The sequence below is a fragment of the Sporosarcina jeotgali genome, assembly GCF_033304595.1.
GTDB lineage: Bacteria > Bacillota > Bacilli > Bacillales_A > Planococcaceae > Sporosarcina > Sporosarcina jeotgali.
In genome coordinates this window covers 3145498-3162831 of the sequence record NZ_CP116341.1, presented here as the reverse complement: position 1 = coordinate 3162831, position 17334 = coordinate 3145498, and the positions used below count along the sequence as shown (strand labels likewise).

Annotated in this window: 20 protein-coding genes; 15 read left to right on the top strand and 5 right to left on the bottom strand. The window is 42.5% G+C overall.

What is annotated here, in order from left to right; all coding sequences use genetic code 11:
* The first annotated feature begins 84 nt into the window (after nucleotides 1-84).
* The 6 genes from PGH26_RS15970 to PGH26_RS15945 all read left to right on the top strand — a co-directional run bounded on the left by PGH26_RS15970 (nucleotide 85) and on the right by PGH26_RS15945 (nucleotide 7090).
* Nucleotides 85-1374, top strand: a complete 1290-nt coding sequence (locus PGH26_RS15970) for an adenylosuccinate synthase (protein ID WP_323691996.1) — start codon at nucleotides 85-87, stop codon at nucleotides 1372-1374.
* Between the two features lie 234 nt (nucleotides 1375-1608).
* Nucleotides 1609-2319, top strand: coding sequence for a response regulator YycF (yycF, locus tag PGH26_RS15965; protein WP_323691995.1), 711 nt, complete (start codon nucleotides 1609-1611; stop codon nucleotides 2317-2319).
* Between the two features lie 4 nt (nucleotides 2320-2323).
* A complete protein-coding gene (walK, locus tag PGH26_RS15960; protein WP_323691994.1) occupies nucleotides 2324-4153 on the top strand; it encodes a cell wall metabolism sensor histidine kinase WalK in 1830 nt (609 codons plus the stop codon).
* Nucleotides 4150-5484: a YycH family regulatory protein gene (locus PGH26_RS15955; protein ID WP_323691993.1), complete on the top strand. Its 1335-nt coding sequence runs from the start codon at nucleotides 4150-4152 to the stop codon at nucleotides 5482-5484. The genes walK and PGH26_RS15955 overlap by 4 nt, the downstream gene beginning before the upstream one ends.
* Nucleotides 5471-6289, top strand: coding sequence for a two-component system regulatory protein YycI (locus tag PGH26_RS15950; RefSeq protein WP_323691992.1), 819 nt, complete (start codon nucleotides 5471-5473; stop codon nucleotides 6287-6289). Before PGH26_RS15955 ends, PGH26_RS15950 begins: the two co-directional genes overlap by 14 nt.
* Nucleotides 6290-6301: 12 nt before the next feature.
* Nucleotides 6302-7090, top strand: coding sequence for an MBL fold metallo-hydrolase (locus PGH26_RS15945; RefSeq protein WP_323691991.1), 789 nt, complete (start codon nucleotides 6302-6304; stop codon nucleotides 7088-7090).
* A gap of 55 nt (nucleotides 7091-7145) precedes the next feature.
* Here the strand turns inward: PGH26_RS15945 and PGH26_RS15940 are convergent, their stop codons facing one another.
* Nucleotides 7146-7607 carry a hypothetical protein gene (locus PGH26_RS15940; protein ID WP_323691990.1) on the bottom strand — a complete coding sequence of 154 codons (462 nt, stop codon included), beginning with the start codon at nucleotides 7605-7607 and terminating at the stop codon, nucleotides 7146-7148.
* Between the two features lie 183 nt (nucleotides 7608-7790).
* Between PGH26_RS15940 and PGH26_RS15935 the strand changes: the two genes are divergently transcribed.
* From PGH26_RS15935 to rlmH, 3 genes are all read left to right on the top strand, one after another.
* Nucleotides 7791-9095, top strand: coding sequence for a S1C family serine protease (locus PGH26_RS15935; protein WP_323691989.1), 1305 nt, complete (start codon nucleotides 7791-7793; stop codon nucleotides 9093-9095).
* A 165-nt stretch (nucleotides 9096-9260) separates the two neighbouring features.
* Complete coding sequence (locus PGH26_RS15930; protein ID WP_323691988.1) at nucleotides 9261-9425, top strand: CxxH/CxxC protein; 165 nt, start codon at nucleotides 9261-9263, stop codon at nucleotides 9423-9425.
* A 79-nt stretch (nucleotides 9426-9504) separates the two neighbouring features.
* Nucleotides 9505-9984 (top strand): 23S rRNA (pseudouridine(1915)-N(3))-methyltransferase RlmH, encoded by a 480-nt coding sequence (gene rlmH, locus PGH26_RS15925; RefSeq protein WP_323691987.1) that lies wholly within the window; start codon nucleotides 9505-9507, stop codon nucleotides 9982-9984.
* 117 nt (nucleotides 9985-10101) lie between these two features.
* On the opposite strand, the gene PGH26_RS15920 is transcribed toward rlmH, so the two are convergent.
* Both PGH26_RS15920 and PGH26_RS15915 read right to left on the bottom strand, forming a co-directional pair.
* Nucleotides 10102-10779, bottom strand: coding sequence for a hypothetical protein (locus PGH26_RS15920; protein ID WP_323691986.1), 678 nt, complete (start codon nucleotides 10777-10779; stop codon nucleotides 10102-10104).
* 139 nt (nucleotides 10780-10918) lie between these two features.
* A complete protein-coding gene (locus PGH26_RS15915; protein ID WP_323691985.1) occupies nucleotides 10919-11443 on the bottom strand; it encodes an RNA polymerase sigma factor in 525 nt (174 codons plus the stop codon).
* A 378-nt stretch (nucleotides 11444-11821) separates the two neighbouring features.
* Here PGH26_RS15915 and PGH26_RS15910 point away from each other — a divergent pair, with 378 nt between their 5' ends.
* The 5 genes from PGH26_RS15910 to PGH26_RS15890 all read left to right on the top strand — a co-directional run bounded on the left by PGH26_RS15910 (nucleotide 11822) and on the right by PGH26_RS15890 (nucleotide 15516).
* Complete coding sequence (locus tag PGH26_RS15910; protein WP_323691984.1) at nucleotides 11822-12421, top strand: VanZ family protein; 600 nt, start codon at nucleotides 11822-11824, stop codon at nucleotides 12419-12421.
* Nucleotides 12422-12613: 192 nt separating this feature from the next.
* Complete coding sequence (locus PGH26_RS15905; protein WP_323691983.1) at nucleotides 12614-13123, top strand: YehS family protein; 510 nt, start codon at nucleotides 12614-12616, stop codon at nucleotides 13121-13123.
* Between the two features lie 144 nt (nucleotides 13124-13267).
* The gene (locus tag PGH26_RS15900) at nucleotides 13268-14014 is read left to right on the top strand and encodes a methionine ABC transporter ATP-binding protein (RefSeq protein ID WP_323691982.1); all 747 of its coding nucleotides are present in this window, start codon (nucleotides 13268-13270) and stop codon (nucleotides 14012-14014) included.
* On the top strand, nucleotides 14007-14669 hold the full coding sequence (locus tag PGH26_RS15895; RefSeq protein ID WP_323691981.1) for a methionine ABC transporter permease: 663 nt from the start codon (nucleotides 14007-14009) through the stop codon (nucleotides 14667-14669). Before PGH26_RS15900 ends, PGH26_RS15895 begins: the two co-directional genes overlap by 8 nt.
* Before the next feature lie 16 nt (nucleotides 14670-14685).
* Entirely contained in the window at nucleotides 14686-15516 is an 831-nt protein-coding gene (locus PGH26_RS15890) for a MetQ/NlpA family ABC transporter substrate-binding protein (protein ID WP_323691980.1), read from the top strand.
* Between the two features lie 66 nt (nucleotides 15517-15582).
* Here the strand turns inward: PGH26_RS15890 and PGH26_RS15885 are convergent, their stop codons facing one another.
* Nucleotides 15583-15918: a MerR family transcriptional regulator gene (locus PGH26_RS15885; protein WP_323691979.1), complete on the bottom strand. Its 336-nt coding sequence runs from the start codon at nucleotides 15916-15918 to the stop codon at nucleotides 15583-15585.
* A gap of 74 nt (nucleotides 15919-15992) precedes the next feature.
* Here PGH26_RS15885 and PGH26_RS15880 point away from each other — a divergent pair, with 74 nt between their 5' ends.
* Nucleotides 15993-16682 carry a type 1 glutamine amidotransferase domain-containing protein gene (locus tag PGH26_RS15880; protein ID WP_323691978.1) on the top strand — a complete coding sequence of 230 codons (690 nt, stop codon included), beginning with the start codon at nucleotides 15993-15995 and terminating at the stop codon, nucleotides 16680-16682.
* Nucleotides 16683-16762: 80 nt separating this feature from the next.
* Here PGH26_RS15880 and PGH26_RS15875 read toward each other — a convergent pair whose 3' ends face one another.
* Nucleotides 16763-17302: a PadR family transcriptional regulator gene (locus tag PGH26_RS15875; RefSeq protein WP_323691977.1), complete on the bottom strand. Its 540-nt coding sequence runs from the start codon at nucleotides 17300-17302 to the stop codon at nucleotides 16763-16765.
* Nucleotides 17303-17334: the final 32 nt, after the last annotated feature.

Here is a 17334-nt window from a genome sequence, read left to right as displayed (position 1 = left end):
TTTTTCTTGACGCGGATCACAAAACTTGGTACAATAATAGCTGTTTGAATGAGGATGCTTATGCATCCAGCGGAGGTGCTGATAATGCCATCAGTAGTAGTTGTTGGAACACAGTGGGGAGACGAAGGGAAAGGAAAGATTACAGATTTCCTTTCAGAAAATGCAGAAGTAATCGCACGATACCAAGGCGGAAATAACGCGGGTCATACGATTATTTTCGGCGGGGAAACATATAAACTTCACCTCGTGCCATCCGGCATTTTTTATAAAGAGAAGACGTCTGTTATCGGAAACGGCATGGTTGTCGATCCTAAAGCACTCGTCAGTGAATTGAAAGGCCTTCAAGACCGAGGCGTCAATACAGATAACTTACGTATTTCAAATCGTGCTCATGTCATCTTACCTTACCACTTGAAGCAAGACCTTGTGGAAGAAGAGAGCCGCGGGGAAAATAAGATCGGTACAACAGGCAAGGGTATTGGACCAGCATACATGGACAAGGCTGCCCGAATCGGTATCCGTATTGCAGACTTGCTGGACAAAGAAGTATTTGAAACGAAGCTGCGCATGAACTTGAAAGAAAAGAATCGTCTGTTTGAAAAGATGTATGATACAGAAGGATTCAAAATTGAAGACATTTTAGAAGAGTACTACGGTTACGGTCAGGAACTTGCGAAGTACGTAACAGATACTTCTAAAGTGTTAAATGATGCACTTGATCAAGCACGCCGTGTCCTATTTGAAGGTGCACAAGGTGTTATGCTCGACATCGACCAGGGAACCTATCCATTTGTTACATCATCCAACCCAGTTGCAGGCGGTGTTACAATCGGTTCAGGTGTTGGCCCGACAAAAATCGATCACGTTGTAGGTGTATGTAAAGCCTATACATCTCGCGTAGGCGACGGTCCTTTCCCAACGGAACTATTTGATGAGATTGGCGATCAGATTCGTATCGTAGGTAAAGAGTTCGGAACAACGACAGGCCGTCCGCGCCGAATCGGCTGGTTTGACAGTGTTGTCATTCGTCACGCACGCCGTGTCAGCGGTTTAACAGATCTGTCTGTTAACTCAATTGATGTATTAACAGGGTTGGACACAGTTAAGATTTGTACTGCTTATGAATATAAAGGTGAAACCATTACAGAGTATCCTGCAAACTTACGTATGCTTGCTGAATGTACACCGATTTATGAAGAACTGCCCGGCTGGACGGAAGACATTACTAAGTGTAAGTCACTTGATGAACTTCCTGCGAATGCGCGTCACTATTTAGAGCGTGTTTCACAGCTAACAGACGTTACAATTTCGATCTTCTCAGTAGGACCGGATCGTACACAAACAAACGTTGTAAAAAGCGTTTGGCGTGCATAAGTAACACGTATAAAACGCTTCCTCAGTTTCTGCCCGCGGGCGGAGTGAGGAAGCGTTTTTGATTGCGTGGAATTTCGACAAAAACCGGGGAATATTGCCCGGGAAATAATGGAGGACAAACGCTCTTTTCATGCGATTCCATAAACGATTGGAACGTGCGAAAATGCCTGAAGAATGGTAGAGTTAAAGGATACCAAGTAAAATGTGCCGACTCGGCCGGAAAGGGTAGAACTCATGCAAAACAAAACGATACTCGTTGTAGATGACGAGAAACCCATTGCGGATATATTGGAATTTAATTTAAAAAAGGAAGGTTTCACTGTTTACACAGCTTATGATGGAGACGAAGCTCTGGCAAAAGTAGAAGAGGTTCAGCCAGATATTATGCTGCTCGATATTATGCTTCCAAAACAGGATGGTATGGAGGTATGTCGTGAAGTACGCAAGAAGTATGATTTCCCCATTATCATGTTGACAGCCAAAGACTCGGAAATTGATAAGGTATTAGGTTTGGAGTTAGGTGCAGATGATTATGTGACGAAGCCATTCGGAACGCGGGAGCTTATTGCCCGAGTGAAAGCAAACTTGCGCCGTCATCAAAAAACTTCAGCGGATGAAGCAGAAGAAGCAACAAATGATATCACTGTCGGTGCACTTATTATCCAGCCAGATGCGTATCTTGCCCAAAAGCGCGGAGAAACGATTGAACTCACTCATCGTGAATTTGAACTGCTGCATTACTTATCCAATCATATTGGACAAGTCATGACACGGGAGCACTTGCTGCAAACGGTATGGGGCTATGATTACTTCGGTGATGTTCGAACTGTGGATGTTACGATTCGAAGACTTCGTGAGAAGATTGAAGATACACCAAGCCATCCTACATGGATAGTAACACGCCGCGGTGTTGGCTACTACTTGCGAGACCCGGAACAGGAGTAACAGAATGAGAAAAGTAGGGATTTTCAATTCCATTCATGTTAAGTTCGTGTTGATATACGTTATGCTGATACTCCTTGCGCTGCAGATTATTGGTCTGTATTTTTCACAGCAGCTGGAACAAACCTTAAAAACCAACTTCTCAAACTCGATTAAAGACCGTATTAATCTTGTTGAATTTAGTGTGCGAGAGGAAATGCTGAAAGAACGACCCTCAGACGATCCGTCACTCGAATCGAGTTTGCGGACCGTCCTTTCGGGTTTTAGTTCGGATGATATTAATGAAGTGAGGGTAATCGATGCAAAGTATCGTATTTTAGCCTCATCTGTATCGGACCATCAGAAAATGTTGGTTGGTCAAAAGACTATGGACGACATTGTCAAGCGCGCAATCGTATCTGAAAGTCCTCAAAGTGTCATTTACTTCAACGAAAAAACAAAGAGCAGGGTGCAAAAGAGTACGCATCCCATTATGAATGGCAGTGAAGTCATCGGTGCACTATATGTAGAGTCCAATATTGAAAAAGTCTTTATGCAGATTGATCAAATCAATCGCATTCTTGCAGGGGCAGCCGCGGTCTCATTAACCATTACAATCATCATCGGTATCTTCATTGCACAAACCTTTACCCGGCCAATTTCGGATATGCGCAGACAAGCCCAGGCGATGGCAAAGGGTAATTATTCAAGAAAAGTGCGCGTCTACGGAAATGATGAAATGGGTCAGCTCGCGATTGCATTTAACCATTTGACTAACCAATTATTAGAATCACAATCTACCACTGAAGCAGAAAGACGAAAGCTGGCTTCTGTCCTTGAAAATATGACAGACGGTGTTATTTCAACGGATCGAAAAGGACGTGTAAGTCTCATCAACGACTCGGCCCTCGGTATGCTTAGAATGACAAGCGATCTCGTATTGAACCGGCCGATTAATAACATTCTAGGAATTGAAAAAGAATATTCCTTTGAAGATTTGATAGAGATGCGTGAATCGATTCCACTGGACTTCAGTACGGAAGATGAACCGTCTATTTTACGGGCAACTTTTTCTGTAACGCAGCGTGAAACAGGATTTGTAAATGGATTGATCATTGTTCTGCACGATAACACGGAGCAAGAAAAAATCGAAATGGAGCGTCGTGAATTTGTGTCTAACGTTTCACACGAACTGCGAACACCGCTTACAACGATGCGCAGTTACTTGGAAGCACTTGCAGAAGGTGCTTGGAGAAATGAAGATATCGCACCTGCATTCTTGAATGTGACACAAACGGAGACGGAACGAATGATACGTCTTGTAAATGACTTACTGAAGCTTTCAAGAATGGACAGCAACGAATATGAACTCAATACAGAGTGGGTGGATTTTAATACATTCTTCAATTCCATCATAGATCGCTTTGAGTTCTCTAAGTCACAAGAAGTGAGTTTCAGGAGAATTGTGCCGCCTGTCGATTTGTTTGTTGAAATCGACACAGATAAATTGACGCAAGTAATTGACAACATTATTTCAAATGCGCTGAAGTATTCTCCTGACGGCGGAATTGTTCGTTTCAATGTAGCGGTATTGGATGGCTCGATCCGAGTGAGTATTTCAGATGAAGGTCTTGGCATACCGGCAGCTAACGTGAACCGGATCTTTGATCGCTTCTTCCGCGCAGACAAAGCCCGTTCTCGTGCAATGGGCGGAACCGGTCTGGGTCTCGCAATTGCGAAAGAAATGATTAATGCACATGGCGGGAAAATTTGGGCACATAGTGTTGAAGGAGAAGGAACAACAATCTTCTTCACATTGCCTTACGAACAACATGATGATGGGGAGTGGGATAGGTGAGGCATATAGAGACAATCAAATCTGTCGTCCTGTTGCTGCTCGTTCTTCTCAGCATTACGTTTACATTTTCAATATGGTCGTACGCACCAAAGTTCGATTCAATTGACCCGGATCAGTCAGTTGATGGATCGATCACAAGCGTCCACAATAAGAAACCAATATCCGATATTGTACTTCCTTACAAATGGGTCTTTAAATTTAACAACGACGAACTATTTGGTACGACAGACACGACTGTAATTCAACCGGTTCTTGAAGAAATGATGCGCTGGAAAGTGTTCGGCCTTACTTCGGTGAATCAGGAGCTGACCCCTGAAGAACTGCATAGTTTACTCACAAAAGGAAATCAGTGTAGTCTCTATTATTCGGGAGAAGTACCCGTTTCCGTTTATGAGGATGTATTAGAAATTGAGGACAAAAACATTCCGGAGATTCTGTTTAATCGACTTATCGTTAATTGGAACCCTGAAGACAGTTTACCGGAAGTCCACTTTATCAGTACCGTCAGTATGACGCATTATAAAGCTAAAGTGAAAATGGAAGACACCCAGCGCTTCCAAAAATCGATTATCGATAAAGGCAAAAGGTTATCTCAGTACAAAGAAGTTCAAGTGAATGAAACTAGGACAATAGCAGTTTCGAGTGAACCTATCACAGCAATCCACTCAACTTATATTGAAGAAGAGATTAACCCTTCCTTGTTTAAAGATGCATTATTTAATGACCCAAATGCAGTTCGAAAGAATTCGTTGGGAACTAATACGGAAGAATATGGGGACGATCATGCGCTGATGAATGTAAATACAAAAACGAAAGTGCTGAACTTCGCGTATCCTCCTGAAAGTCTGGAACTAGCGATTCCATCTGAATTGATGACGGCAACTATCGATTTTGTAAATGATCACAGCGGCTGGACAGATGATTACCGCTACTCTTACATGAACCCAGTTTCACGGTATATTAAGTTTCAGCTCCACGACAATGGGCTCCCGGTCTTTAGTGATGTTCCGGATGGTGCAGAGATTACCGAAAAACTTGGAGAGAATCGAGTATACAAATATATCCGACCCTATTTCACTCTGAACTCGCCTATCAAAACCTATGAGGTAACGCTTCCTCCAGCAACAGAGGTTGCACGTCAGCTACAAGCATCGGAAGATCTCGACTTCACAGCAATTGAGGAAATAAAACCAGGCTATTTACTCATTCATGACACCGATGTAGGTGTATTGAAGTTCGAACCGCATTGGTTCTATTACGTCAAAGGCAATTGGGAAATGTATGAGCAAGAGTTAAATCGGAAGGGAGGCGGCCTTCTTGGATTGGAGTAAAACTAAAACAATCTTCATCATCGTGTTTTCAATACTGAACGTCCTGTTGTATTCCATGTATTTGAATCGGAATGCTACAATTGAAAACCTGGAAGTTGCGGGAAAGACTTCGATGGAAGATGTCTTGAAGTCAGAAAACATCACATACAAGCTGCCTCCATTTGTAGATAAAAAAGCATCATTTGTTTCTGCAGACATCGTCGACTTTAACAAAGAATCACTGAAAGATTTGAAGGGCCAGAAGACTTCAATCATGAGTGATAACTCATTAAAGTCAGTACTCACCGATAAAGTTACACTGGAAGAAGCGGAGAAAGATGACTTTAAATCATTCCTCTCTCAATATGTGTTGAACGGAACGGAATACGTTCTGTGGGAAGTATCGGAAGAAAAAAATAAAGCATTCTTCTTCCAGCAATTCGAGGGCCGTCCGATCTATTACAGTCCTAGTGCTATGCTTGTAGTGTCATGGGATATAGATGAAAATATTCAATCCTACGAACAGCGGATGTTGAAGGACTTTGCGAATTTCAATGAGAAGGATCTGCTGTCTCCGCTAGAGATTATTGGATCACTCGCCTCCCGCGGTCTTCTAAAACAGAAGTCGGAAGTGACGAATGTTAAAATGGGGTATTCCACGCTTGTACGGTTAACGGAAACTCAAGTGTTTGCTCCAACGTGGGATGTTCAAGTAAAATTAGAGAATGGGGATAAAGAGCACCATTTCCTCAGTGCGAACGAAGGTAAAGTAATCGAGTTCCAACTTGATGAGAACCAGCAAGAAGACGAAGAGCAATCCGAATAAGGAGTTTTTACGATGCGATTCAGCATACTGGCCAGTGGAAGCACTGGTAATTCAGTTTATATAGAAAATGATTTGGGGGCCTATCTAGTAGATGCAGGCTTAACGGCGAAACGAGTCGAAGCACAGCTTGCAAAAATCGGTCGTTCAATGAAAAACGTCAACGCCATTTTCGTTACGCATGAGCATAGCGATCATATTAAAGGTGTCGGTGTTTTAGCAAGAAAGCATGGAATACCAATTTACGCGAACCAGAAAACATGGCAAGCGATGGATGGTCTAGTGGGTGACATCGCACTTGAACAGCGGTTTCAGTTCGACATGGAAACAGTCCACGCCTTCGGTTCAATTTCGATTGAATCGTTCGCCGTTTCACATGACTCCGTGGACCCGATGTTCTACGTGTTTCATGAGGGTGATCGTAAACTCGCGATCATTACAGACACTGGATACGTCAGTGACCGCATGAAAGGTATTATAAAAAGTGCGGACTCTTTCGTGTTTGAATCCAACCACGATGTCGGCATGCTCCAAATGGGCCGTTATCCATGGAGTGTTAAGCGACGTATATTGAGTGATGTTGGTCACGTATCAAACGAAGATGCAGCGATTGCAATGAGTGACGTTATTGAGCAAAAAGAGACACAGATTTATTTGTCTCACTTAAGCCGCGACAATAATATGAAAGACCTGGCACGTATGAGCGTTGAGCAGACACTGCAAACGTGCGGCATTGTCGCTGGAGAGTTCGTGCATTTGCATGATACAGATGCAGAAGAACCCACTGAATTAATCACAGTTTAATGAGAAACCCGTATCGCTGTTGGCGATGCGGGTCTTTTTGTTGATTAGAATAAATTCATGTGGGCAACCCGCTCGTTTGGCCGAGGAAGCCGCTCGTTTGCTTGGGCAACCCGCTCGTTTCGTCGAGGAAGCCGCTCGTTTGCTTGGGCAACCCGCTCGTTTCGTCGAGGAAGCCGCTCGTTTGCTTGGGCAACCCGCTCATTTCACCGAGGAAGCCGCTCGTTTGCCCAAGCAACGCGCTCGTTTCGCGGAGGAACCCGCTCGTTTTCCCAGGCAACGCGCTCGTTTCGCTGAGGAACCCGCTCGTTCCCATGGGCAACGCGCTCGTTTCGCTGAGGAAGCCGCTCGTTTGCTTGGGCAACCCGCTCATTTCACCGAGGAAGCCGCTCGTTTGCCCAAGCAACGCGCTCGTTTCGCGGAGGAACCCGCTCGTTCCCATGGGCAACGCGCTCGTTTCGCTGAGGAACCCGCTCGTTTCCCCGTCCAACCCGCTCGTTCCAACAGGCGACCCGCCCATTCCACACAACCACACGCTTCACACCCAGTCACATAAGCACATTCGTTCATTCATGACAGCTCCCGAAATGGGAACGATTTACTTCATTCCAACGTCAAATTTATGGAAGTCCTCATATTTCTTTTAAATTGTACAGAATGGGGTAAAGTGTAAGGAGAGTATTGAATCGAAAGGACGAGAGCCATGGACGACTACAACCGGGATCGGGAAGAGGATCAGCAGCGGCCAACGGATCCACAGCAGGAACAGACGCCTGCAGAAAGTTACGACACTCCGCCAAGTGAGCCCGCTTACAGAACACGAACAGCTGCACCGCCGCCGCCTCCCCCAAAACCGCCGAAACACCGAGGCGGGTTTTTACCAGCATTATTTGGAGCAATAATTGGAGGCCTCTTAGTCTGGCTGCTTATGTTTGCCACAGGCGGATCTGACGACAATGATAACAAGACAACGGGGATCGTAAAGGATTCTGGAAATTCTAAACAAGTGAGCGTCGACATTGATAGTGATTTGACAGGAGTCGTTGAAAAATCGACTGACGCAGTTGTGGGTATTACGAATTTACAACGTGGACAGGACTTCTGGTCACAATCGGATACTCCGCAAGCGATAGGAACAGGTTCAGGTGTCCTTTACAAGAAAGAAAACGGGAAAGCGTATATTGTTACGAATCATCACGTAGTGGAAGATGCAGAAGAACTCGAAGTCACACTTGATGACGGTACGAAGATGCAAGGAAAATTAATCGGAAGCGACGTTTGGACAGATCTTGCCGTTGTCGAAATCGATGACAAAGACATAACATCCACTATGGAGTTTGGAGATTCAGATGCGCTGAAACGCGGTGAAACCGTCATTGCCATCGGGAACCCGCTAGGTCTTGGCTTCTCTGGTTCTGTTACAGTCGGTGTCGTATCGGGTAAAGACCGCTCGATTCCAATTGATATTAACCAAGACGGCAGTGTAGACTGGCAAGCGGACGTTCTGCAAACGGATGCTGCCATTAACCCTGGAAACTCAGGAGGAGCGCTTATCAATATGGCGGGCCAGCTGATTGGAATCAACTCCATGAAAATTACAGAGGAAACTGTAGAGGGAATTGGTCTTGCCATTCCTATTAACTTAGCCTTGCCAGTTATTGAACAGCTTGAACAGACAGGTGAAGTGAACCGTCCGACAATGGGCGTCTCACTACTCGATTTACGAGATATACCTGTTCAACAGCAGAGCGTACTGAAATTACCAGAAGACGTTAAAAATGGCGTAGTAGTTACAGAGGTCTTCCGGAATACGCCAGCACAAACCGCAGGTGTCCAAAAATATGATACAATTGTAGAAATGGATGGAGAGCCGATAGAAGACATGGTGACGTTGCGCAAACACTTGTACAACGAAAAGAAAGTCGGCGATAGTATGACGATGAAAGTCTATCGTGAAGGAAAACCTGTCACAATTGACATGGTTCTGAAAGATGGCAACTCATTCTAATACACATGTGCATAAAATAACCACTTAGTTATCCACAGCAGGCACGATAGCAGAAAAACAGCTATTGTGTCTGCTTTTTTTATCAACAATTCTATGTTTGTGGATAAGACTGAAAATTTGTGCATAACTCTGTGGTTAATTTAAAATGAAAAAGAGGTGAATAATTTGAAAATTAATAGCTGTGAAACCCATATAAACCGGGCACTTGATGAATTTGTTGCAAAAGAAGAGACATTTCCAAACATGGAACCCGTAACGGAAGAGGAGAAGTTATCCACAACGTGCGACTACTGTGAACTGCTTGCTGTCTATCTTGTGACGAACACATAATCGGACACAACATCTAGATGCATCTGTGGATATGTGTATAACTTCCGTGTATAACTTTTCAAAAAAGGTGGACAACGCTGTGAATATTACAATTGTGACTGTAGGAAAACTAAAAGAGAAGTATTTGAAAATGGGCATCGAGGAATATACAAAACGACTCGGTGCTTATGCCAAAATAGAGCTAATCGAAGTGGCAGATGAAAAAGCACCCGAGCAACTTAGCGAAGCTGATATGGAAATCGTCAAGAAAAAAGAAGCAGATCGCATTCTTGCAAAAGTTTCACCGGACGCCCATGTCATTGCTCTTGCAATCGAAGGGAAACAGAAAACATCCGAACAGTTAGCAGAAAATCTGCAATCACTTATGACTTATGGAAAAAGCAAAGTCACGTTTGTGATTGGAGGATCTCTAGGATTGCATGCAGATGTCTATAAGCGTGCGGACGAGCTGCTATCGTTTTCGAAGATGACCTTCCCCCACCAGCTGATGAAGCTGATTTTGCTAGAACAGGTGTATCGCGGGTTTAGAATTATGAGAAATGAACCGTATCACAAGTAATAATAAATACAAATGTAGCCATCAGACTAGTACTGTTCCTAGTCTGATGGCTTGTTTCATGTTTTACTTTTGATGTTAACAAACTCTAAAGCAGCTATCTGATTTGCATACGCACGGTTAAGGAGTAAAGAGATTGTTGATTATTGCTACTAGACGCCACGCGCCTTCTTCATCTTGTTCGAAAACCAGGTTGAGACTTCTCCAATCCATTCCACTATATTGTTCGGTGCCAGCATGATAAAACTCAATAATTTTTGAATCAGGAAAAACTGTTTTTAAATAATTGGTTGGGTCCGCTTCTTGATTTTGTGTATCGACAAAGATTTCATCGGATTCAAAGAATCGCTTTACTTGCAGGTGCTTGTCGAAATAGTCCGCTGACGTCAATTGTATTTCAGTGTTCGCTTCTCCATAGCCCCACAAATACGTTGCGTCATTTTCTAGTAGTGATGGTATCTCATTCTTTTCAAATTTTACTGTTTCGTCTGTCACAGATAAGTAAGGGGAAAACAGTAACCCTTTCTCAGGGTGTACATGACTGGATAGTACATCCATATCACGGCCATGGATCGCTTGAAGAACCTCTGTAGCTTGTTGCTTGAGCATGATGGGATCATACGAATTGTTGTCCTCTTCTTCGCCGCGCTTCTGTTCGATGTCTTGGTTAACGTCCTGATTATTAGGTATAGGATTCTCTCCGCCGGATGAGTTTGGATTATCATTTAATAGATTTACAGAAAGAATACCAATGGTTAAGATAGCCGCTGCTGTAATAATCCCTACTTTGACTTTCATGAGAAACACTCCTTTTCTTTTTTGTTGGATTTCAGAGTCTTCAAGGGTGTCCATCAATTTTTGATGAAGGAGAGCTTGAGTAGACGGGCTCATGTGATATGTCGGAAATTCATTTAATTTCTCCTGGACACTTTTTAGATTATCCTTCATGAGATTCCCTCCAATTTGGTTCATTTTGTAATGCCTTGACTGCACGATGATAGTTGGTTCGAACGGCGGTTTCTTTGCATCCTAGTATTTGTGCTGTTTCACTTACGGACAATCCTTGAATGCCCCTTAAAATTAGCACATCCCGATATTTTTTTTTTTGCTGATTAATCCTATTGTACAATTCACGTTTCTCCTCCTGGCCTATCAGAATCTGCTCAGGAGAAAATCCGATGTGCTGATCCAAATTTTCCTCATGGAAAGCTACATTCATTCGACTGATCTTCGTTTTATTCTTTCTCGCATTGTCGATGGCTAGATTACGGGCAATGCTAAAGAGCCAAGTTTTGGGTGTCGCATGGTTTCGGTAAGTGCTCATACCTTTAGCTGCCTTAATAAACACTTCTTGTACGAGATCTTCTACATCACGAGTTCCTGAATAGTAAACTAAAAAATTAAAAACATCTTGGCTATAGAGATGAAACCAATTGGAAACAATCTCTTTTTCGTTTTGCATTGATTTTGATCCTCCCTTTATAGGTCTCTGCTTATTAGACGATTTTTATTTCATACTGTGTCAAAAAATGGCGCGAAAAGTTTTTTTCTAAACGCTAGTGAAGTGAAATATTCAGTGAAAAGTTGTTCTATTAATGGGTAATAGAAGGGGAAACTGTCTGGATAATGCAAAAAGCAATTGCCAAATTGTTTCAAACGCCTTAAGCAGAGTAGTTTGATTGACGTGTTTATAATGAATTCGTCGTTAATAGAAGCAGCGCATCCCAAAACTCACCAATCCCTAAGAAACCTTAAGAATACATTAAGAATTGCCATACGTGCTTCTTCAGATTTCAATGAAATAATAAGTGTATCACTTGAAGATGAGGGGTGGAATGGCATGACAACAGAAGAATCATGGTCGTTTATGAGGACGATTGATGCAGGGTATATTTTAGGTCCATTATTTATAGTGTATTTGGTAATGGTGATAATGAAGTTGAAAAGACAGAGTAGGACCTATAGTATTTTTCAATACATTACGTTAATTTCCCTGGGGATATATGTATTTTCGGTGGTGGCATTGACAACGTTTCCGATTGAAGTGAATTGGGGGATGTATAAAAATCAGACACCGTGGTATAGCCGAATCAATCCGATTCCAATTTTGACGATTGATATAGCGACATTTATTTTGAACATCATTATGTTGGCTCCGTTTGGGGTCTATCAGTGGCTATTAGTGAAGCAGGAAAAGATTTCGTGGGAGCTCGTAGCGGTGAGGAGTTTGCTGTTCAGTCTATCGATAGAAGTACTGCAGTTGTTGCTTTACATCCTTACGAATAGTGCCAGAAGCGTGGATGTGAATGACTTGATTGCGAATACGCTCGGAGGGGTTCTGGGGTATTATGGAGTGAAGTTTGTATCGAAGAATACGTATTTCAAAGAATGGATTGATCAATTTAAAGTGTCTATGAAAAGCCTGATGACCACAAATTAATTGTAGTTTAAGTGAATCAATTTCAAAACTCTGAGCCCTTGCATCTCTAATGATAAAATATAGCACCTCTCCGAATCCTGTATAATGAGAGTTACAACACAACACATTGTATTAAAACCAATAACAAGTTCGTACATTAATTCATGAAAAGCATTATACTAATACTTACTGTAGAAAGGGCAGGTGAACGGCATGAATAATAACGACATATTAACTCGGTTAAGATATGCACTCGACATAAAAGATCATGAAATGGTTGAGATTTTTAAACTGGGCGGAATTGAGACAACGAAAGCAGAAGTACAGGACATGCTGTCGAAGTCAAAAGCGGGTGCAGATGGTGAAGCACCGAACGAAGAGTATAGGAACATGATTGACAATACAACGCTAGAGTCGTTTTTGAATGGGTGCGTTACGTTAAAAAGAGGGCCGCAAGAGGAAACACCGGAGACTATTAAAAACCAATTCCTCATGACAGCCGACAATAGAAACGTGAATAATATTTTACTCAAGAAGATGAAAATTGCACTTTCTTTAACGAGTGAGGAAATGATTGATATCTTAAATGATGCAGGGGTTACAGTGTCAAAAAGTGAATTAAGTGCGGTTCTTCGAAAAGAAGGCCATCGAAACTATAAAGAGTGCGGGGATCGCTACGCTAGAAACTTCCTAAAAGGGTTAGCGCACATCTATCGTCCATAACGGATAGGACAATCCAGGCAGGTTCCGAAAAAACTCGGAGCCTGCTTTTTCAACTTGTTCTGCAGAACATATGACAGCGTATACACGATACGCTATAATCATGAAGGTTGCAGCCGCCTTTCAACACGAGAGAAGGGATTCTATTTGATTTCATTACATAAAGTCAGTAAAAGTTTTACCGGTGTTCCAGTCATTCAGAGTATTTCACTCTCGATTGCACGAGGTTATATTCATGGCATCATCGGAGCGAGCGGTGCGGGAAAGTCCACGTTGTTGCGTCTCATGAACTTGTTGGAAACGCCAGATGCAGGAACAGTAGAAGTGAATGGCCAAAATCTGACCGCTCTTAACTCAAAACAACTTCGGGAAGCACGTAAGTCCATCGGAATGATCTTTCAGCACTTCAACTTAATTGCCAATAAAACTGTGTATGAAAACGTGGCGGTCGCGCTTGAACTCGCAAAATATCCCAAAGATAACTGCCGAAAACGAGCGATGGAATGTCTGCAATTTGTTGGGCTGGAAAGCTTCCAAGCAAAGTATCCAGCACAGCTTAGCGGCGGACAAAAGCAACGCGTTGCCATTGCAAGAGCGCTTGCGAATCATCCACATGTATTGTTGTGCGACGAGCCCACGTCGTCCCTTGATCCGCATACGTCAGCTGAAATTCTGACCGTGTTAGCGGATATCAATCAAAGACTTGGGGTCACGATCGTCCTCGTCAGTCATGAGATGGAAGTCATTAAAAGTATTTGCAATCGCGTCACCGTGCTGACAGAAGGAACGGTGCATGAAACGTTAGACATTGTACCTAAAGGCATTCAGGCGACAGACCGCTCTGCAAATCACTTTGTACAACAGCTCATGAGAGACGGTGATCAGGATGCCTGAAGTACTTGTTCAATACCAAGCTGAAATTTGGCAGGCGATCGGAGAAACGTTCATTATGGTTGGGGTTTCTATTTTAGCCGCTATTTTAATCGGGCTTCCTGCAGGAACTGTGTTATTCCTTTGCAGGAAAGGACAGGCTTTTGAAAACCAAGTTGTTTTTTCGGTCATGAACTTATTCATCAATGTGATTCGCTCTTTCCCGTTTCTTTTGTTAGTCGTCTTTTTAATTCCTTTTACCAGGGTTTTGATTGGAACCGCAATTGGAACTGCAGCTGCAACTGTGCCGCTTTCGATTATTGCGATTGCCCATTATTCACGACTCGTGGAACAAGCATTATTGGATGTCCCAAAAGGTGTGATGGAAGCGGCAATTTCCATGGGAGCTTCTTTAAAAGAACTTATCTTTAAATTCCTTTACGTAGAGGCACGTTCAGGACTCGTCCTTGGCCTGACGACTTCCATTATTAGCTTCATCTCTTATTCAACCATCATGGGTGTAGTAGGCGGCGGGGGAATCGGTGATTTTGCGATTCGGTATGGCTATCAGCAGTTTAAGACAGATTTAATGGTTTATATGATTGTGATCATGATCATCTTAGTACAATTCATCCAATTCTCGGGTACGACTGTATCTAGATGGATCGACAAACGATAATAGACAGGAGAAAACAATGAAAAAAATTCTTTTACTTTTAACGATGAGTATTATTTTAGTATTGGCAGGCTGTAACAAATCAGATTCTGCCAATGAACCCGAAAAGGCTCCGGCAAAAGAAGACGATGTTGTTACGTTGAAAGTCGCGTCACTCATTCCGCCTATGACGGAGATCCTTGAACTTGTGAAACCGGCCCTTGCAGAAGAAGGCGTTGACCTTGAAATCGTTGTATTAGGAGATAACGTTCAACCGAATAGCGCACTTGCTGCGAAGGAAGTAGACGCAAACTTTTTCCAGCACGTTCCGTACATGGAAGAGTTCAACCGCAATAATGATGCAACCCTAGTTCCGATAACTCCTATTTACTTTGCCAATTACGGCGTCTATTCAAAAGACTATGATTCCATGGACAAATTGCCGAAGGGTGCGAGTATCGCAATCGCGAATGATGTGTCCAATATTGACCGCTCACTTGCATTACTAGCCCAGCAAGACGTCATTTCATTAAAAGAAAAAGAAGGACCTTATTATACAACCGCCGATATTTTAGAAAATCCGATGAACTACGAGTTTAAAGAAGTGGATTTGCTAATGCTTGCGAGAATGTATGATGATGCAGATGCTGTCATTATGACACCTGCTTATGCGGCGCCTTTAAACTTAACACCGAAAAGTGATGCACTGCTCACTGAAGGCGTTGAAAATGACTTTGCCATCACACTGATTGCTCGTGAAGATAATGCAGATTCCGAACCGATTCAAAAGTTATCAAAAGTGATGACTTCAGATGAGGTTCGTAAGTTTTTGGAAGACAACTATGACGAAACAGCAATTCCGGCATTCTGATCTAAATATAAAAAGGCTTTAAGAGCAGTAACCTCTGTCTCTTAAAGCCTTTTTATCTGCTTACAGTCATGCCATTATTTTATCATCAATCTCACGGATGAATGAATTTAAAATTAGGATTTGTTCCTCTAACTTCTCTTTATGCTGGAACAGAATCGCGTTGGTATTCACATGTTCATACGAGCCATTGATATCGGCGAGGCTCTTTCGAATATCTTCTAACGACATACCGAGGTGCCTGAAGCATCGTATTAAGTTCAGAACTTCGATGTCTTTATCTTCAAATGTACGGTTGCCTTGAGCGTTTCTTGTAATTGGAGGAATCAGTTGGATCTTTTCATAATATCTGATTGTACTGGATGGAATTTGAGCTAGCGTGCTTGCTTGCTGAATGGGATACATGGAGCATCCTCCTTGACTTAAAGTTAGGTTTAACCTTTAAAGTGAATCATATCAAAGAATGAGGAGTGATTGAAATGAAAAAGATTTTAGTCGTCACAACGAATGTATCGAAGTATCCCAATCTGGAACGAGCGACAGGATTATGGTTAGGTGAAGCAGTACATTTTGTAGATGCAATGCAAAAAGAAGGACACCAGATAGACTATGTAAGCCCTAAAGGCGGTTACACACCGATTGACCCGCATAGTTTACAAGCAGATCAGATGACAGAGCTTGACTGGAAGTATTATGAAGACCAGACGTTTATGGATAAGCTGGGTACAACGTTAGCTGCAGCTGAAGTGAATGCCGAAAATTACGATGCAATCTATTACACTGGCGGACATGGGGTTATGTGGGATTACCCAGAGAATGAAAGTTTACAAAAAATCGCTAGCACGATCTATCAGAACGGCGGGATTGTTTCAGCGGTTTGTCATGGATCTGCAGGGCTAGTGAACATTAAAGATGCATCCGGGCAGCCGTTAATCGCGAACAAAAAAGTTTCTGGCTTCACGAATACAGAAGAAGCTGCATTAGGATTAGAGAATACTGTTCCATTTTTAACAGAAGATGCGTTAGTAAGTAAAGGTGCCAATTACGTAAAAGGCGATGATTGGGCAGCGTACGCTGTTGCAGACAATCGCATTGTTACTGGACAGAATCCCGCTTCTGGCGGTTCAGTCGCAGCTGAGGTTTTAGCTGTTCTGAATACAGCAAACTAATGGGATTCTAATCACTAAAAGCATGGTTGGGGGCATTCTAATCCCAACCATGCTTCTTTGTTTTTGAATAGATTTCGATTTTATAGATTGCCCTGCTCAATTTGTTTAATGGCTTCTTCTAGCCAGTAAATTGTATGATCAGATTTAGTTGTGAAATAGCCAACAAGCAATTCATTGAGGTTTTCACTTTTTTTGTCTCTATGTGAAGTGTTTTCGAAGTTCATGATACGATCCCAATGGGCTTTATAGTCGGCCAATCGTACATTTAAAAGATCCACTACCTTTTCAGGATCTACATACTTGATATTGGCCAGTCCAATTACGATGTCATTAATATCATTTGCTGATTCAAACAGCTTATAAATCTTTTTAGGGAGCTCTTCACGGCCTTTAGCGGTAATCCCGAATACTTGTTTATCAGGCCGATGTTCTTCTTTTATGATTTCGACAGGTTCAATTAACCCTTTTTTAGCCAAGGCATCGAAGTGATAGTACAGTTTACTCTCTGTGATTCCACCTAATTCGTCTAAAGGAATGGGTTCAGCCATTTGTTTCTTGAGCTCATAAGGATAGGTTTTTCCTATCATTAGTTTGCTTAATATAAACACTTGAATGCTCATTCACAAAGCCCCTTTAATAAGAATAATTATTC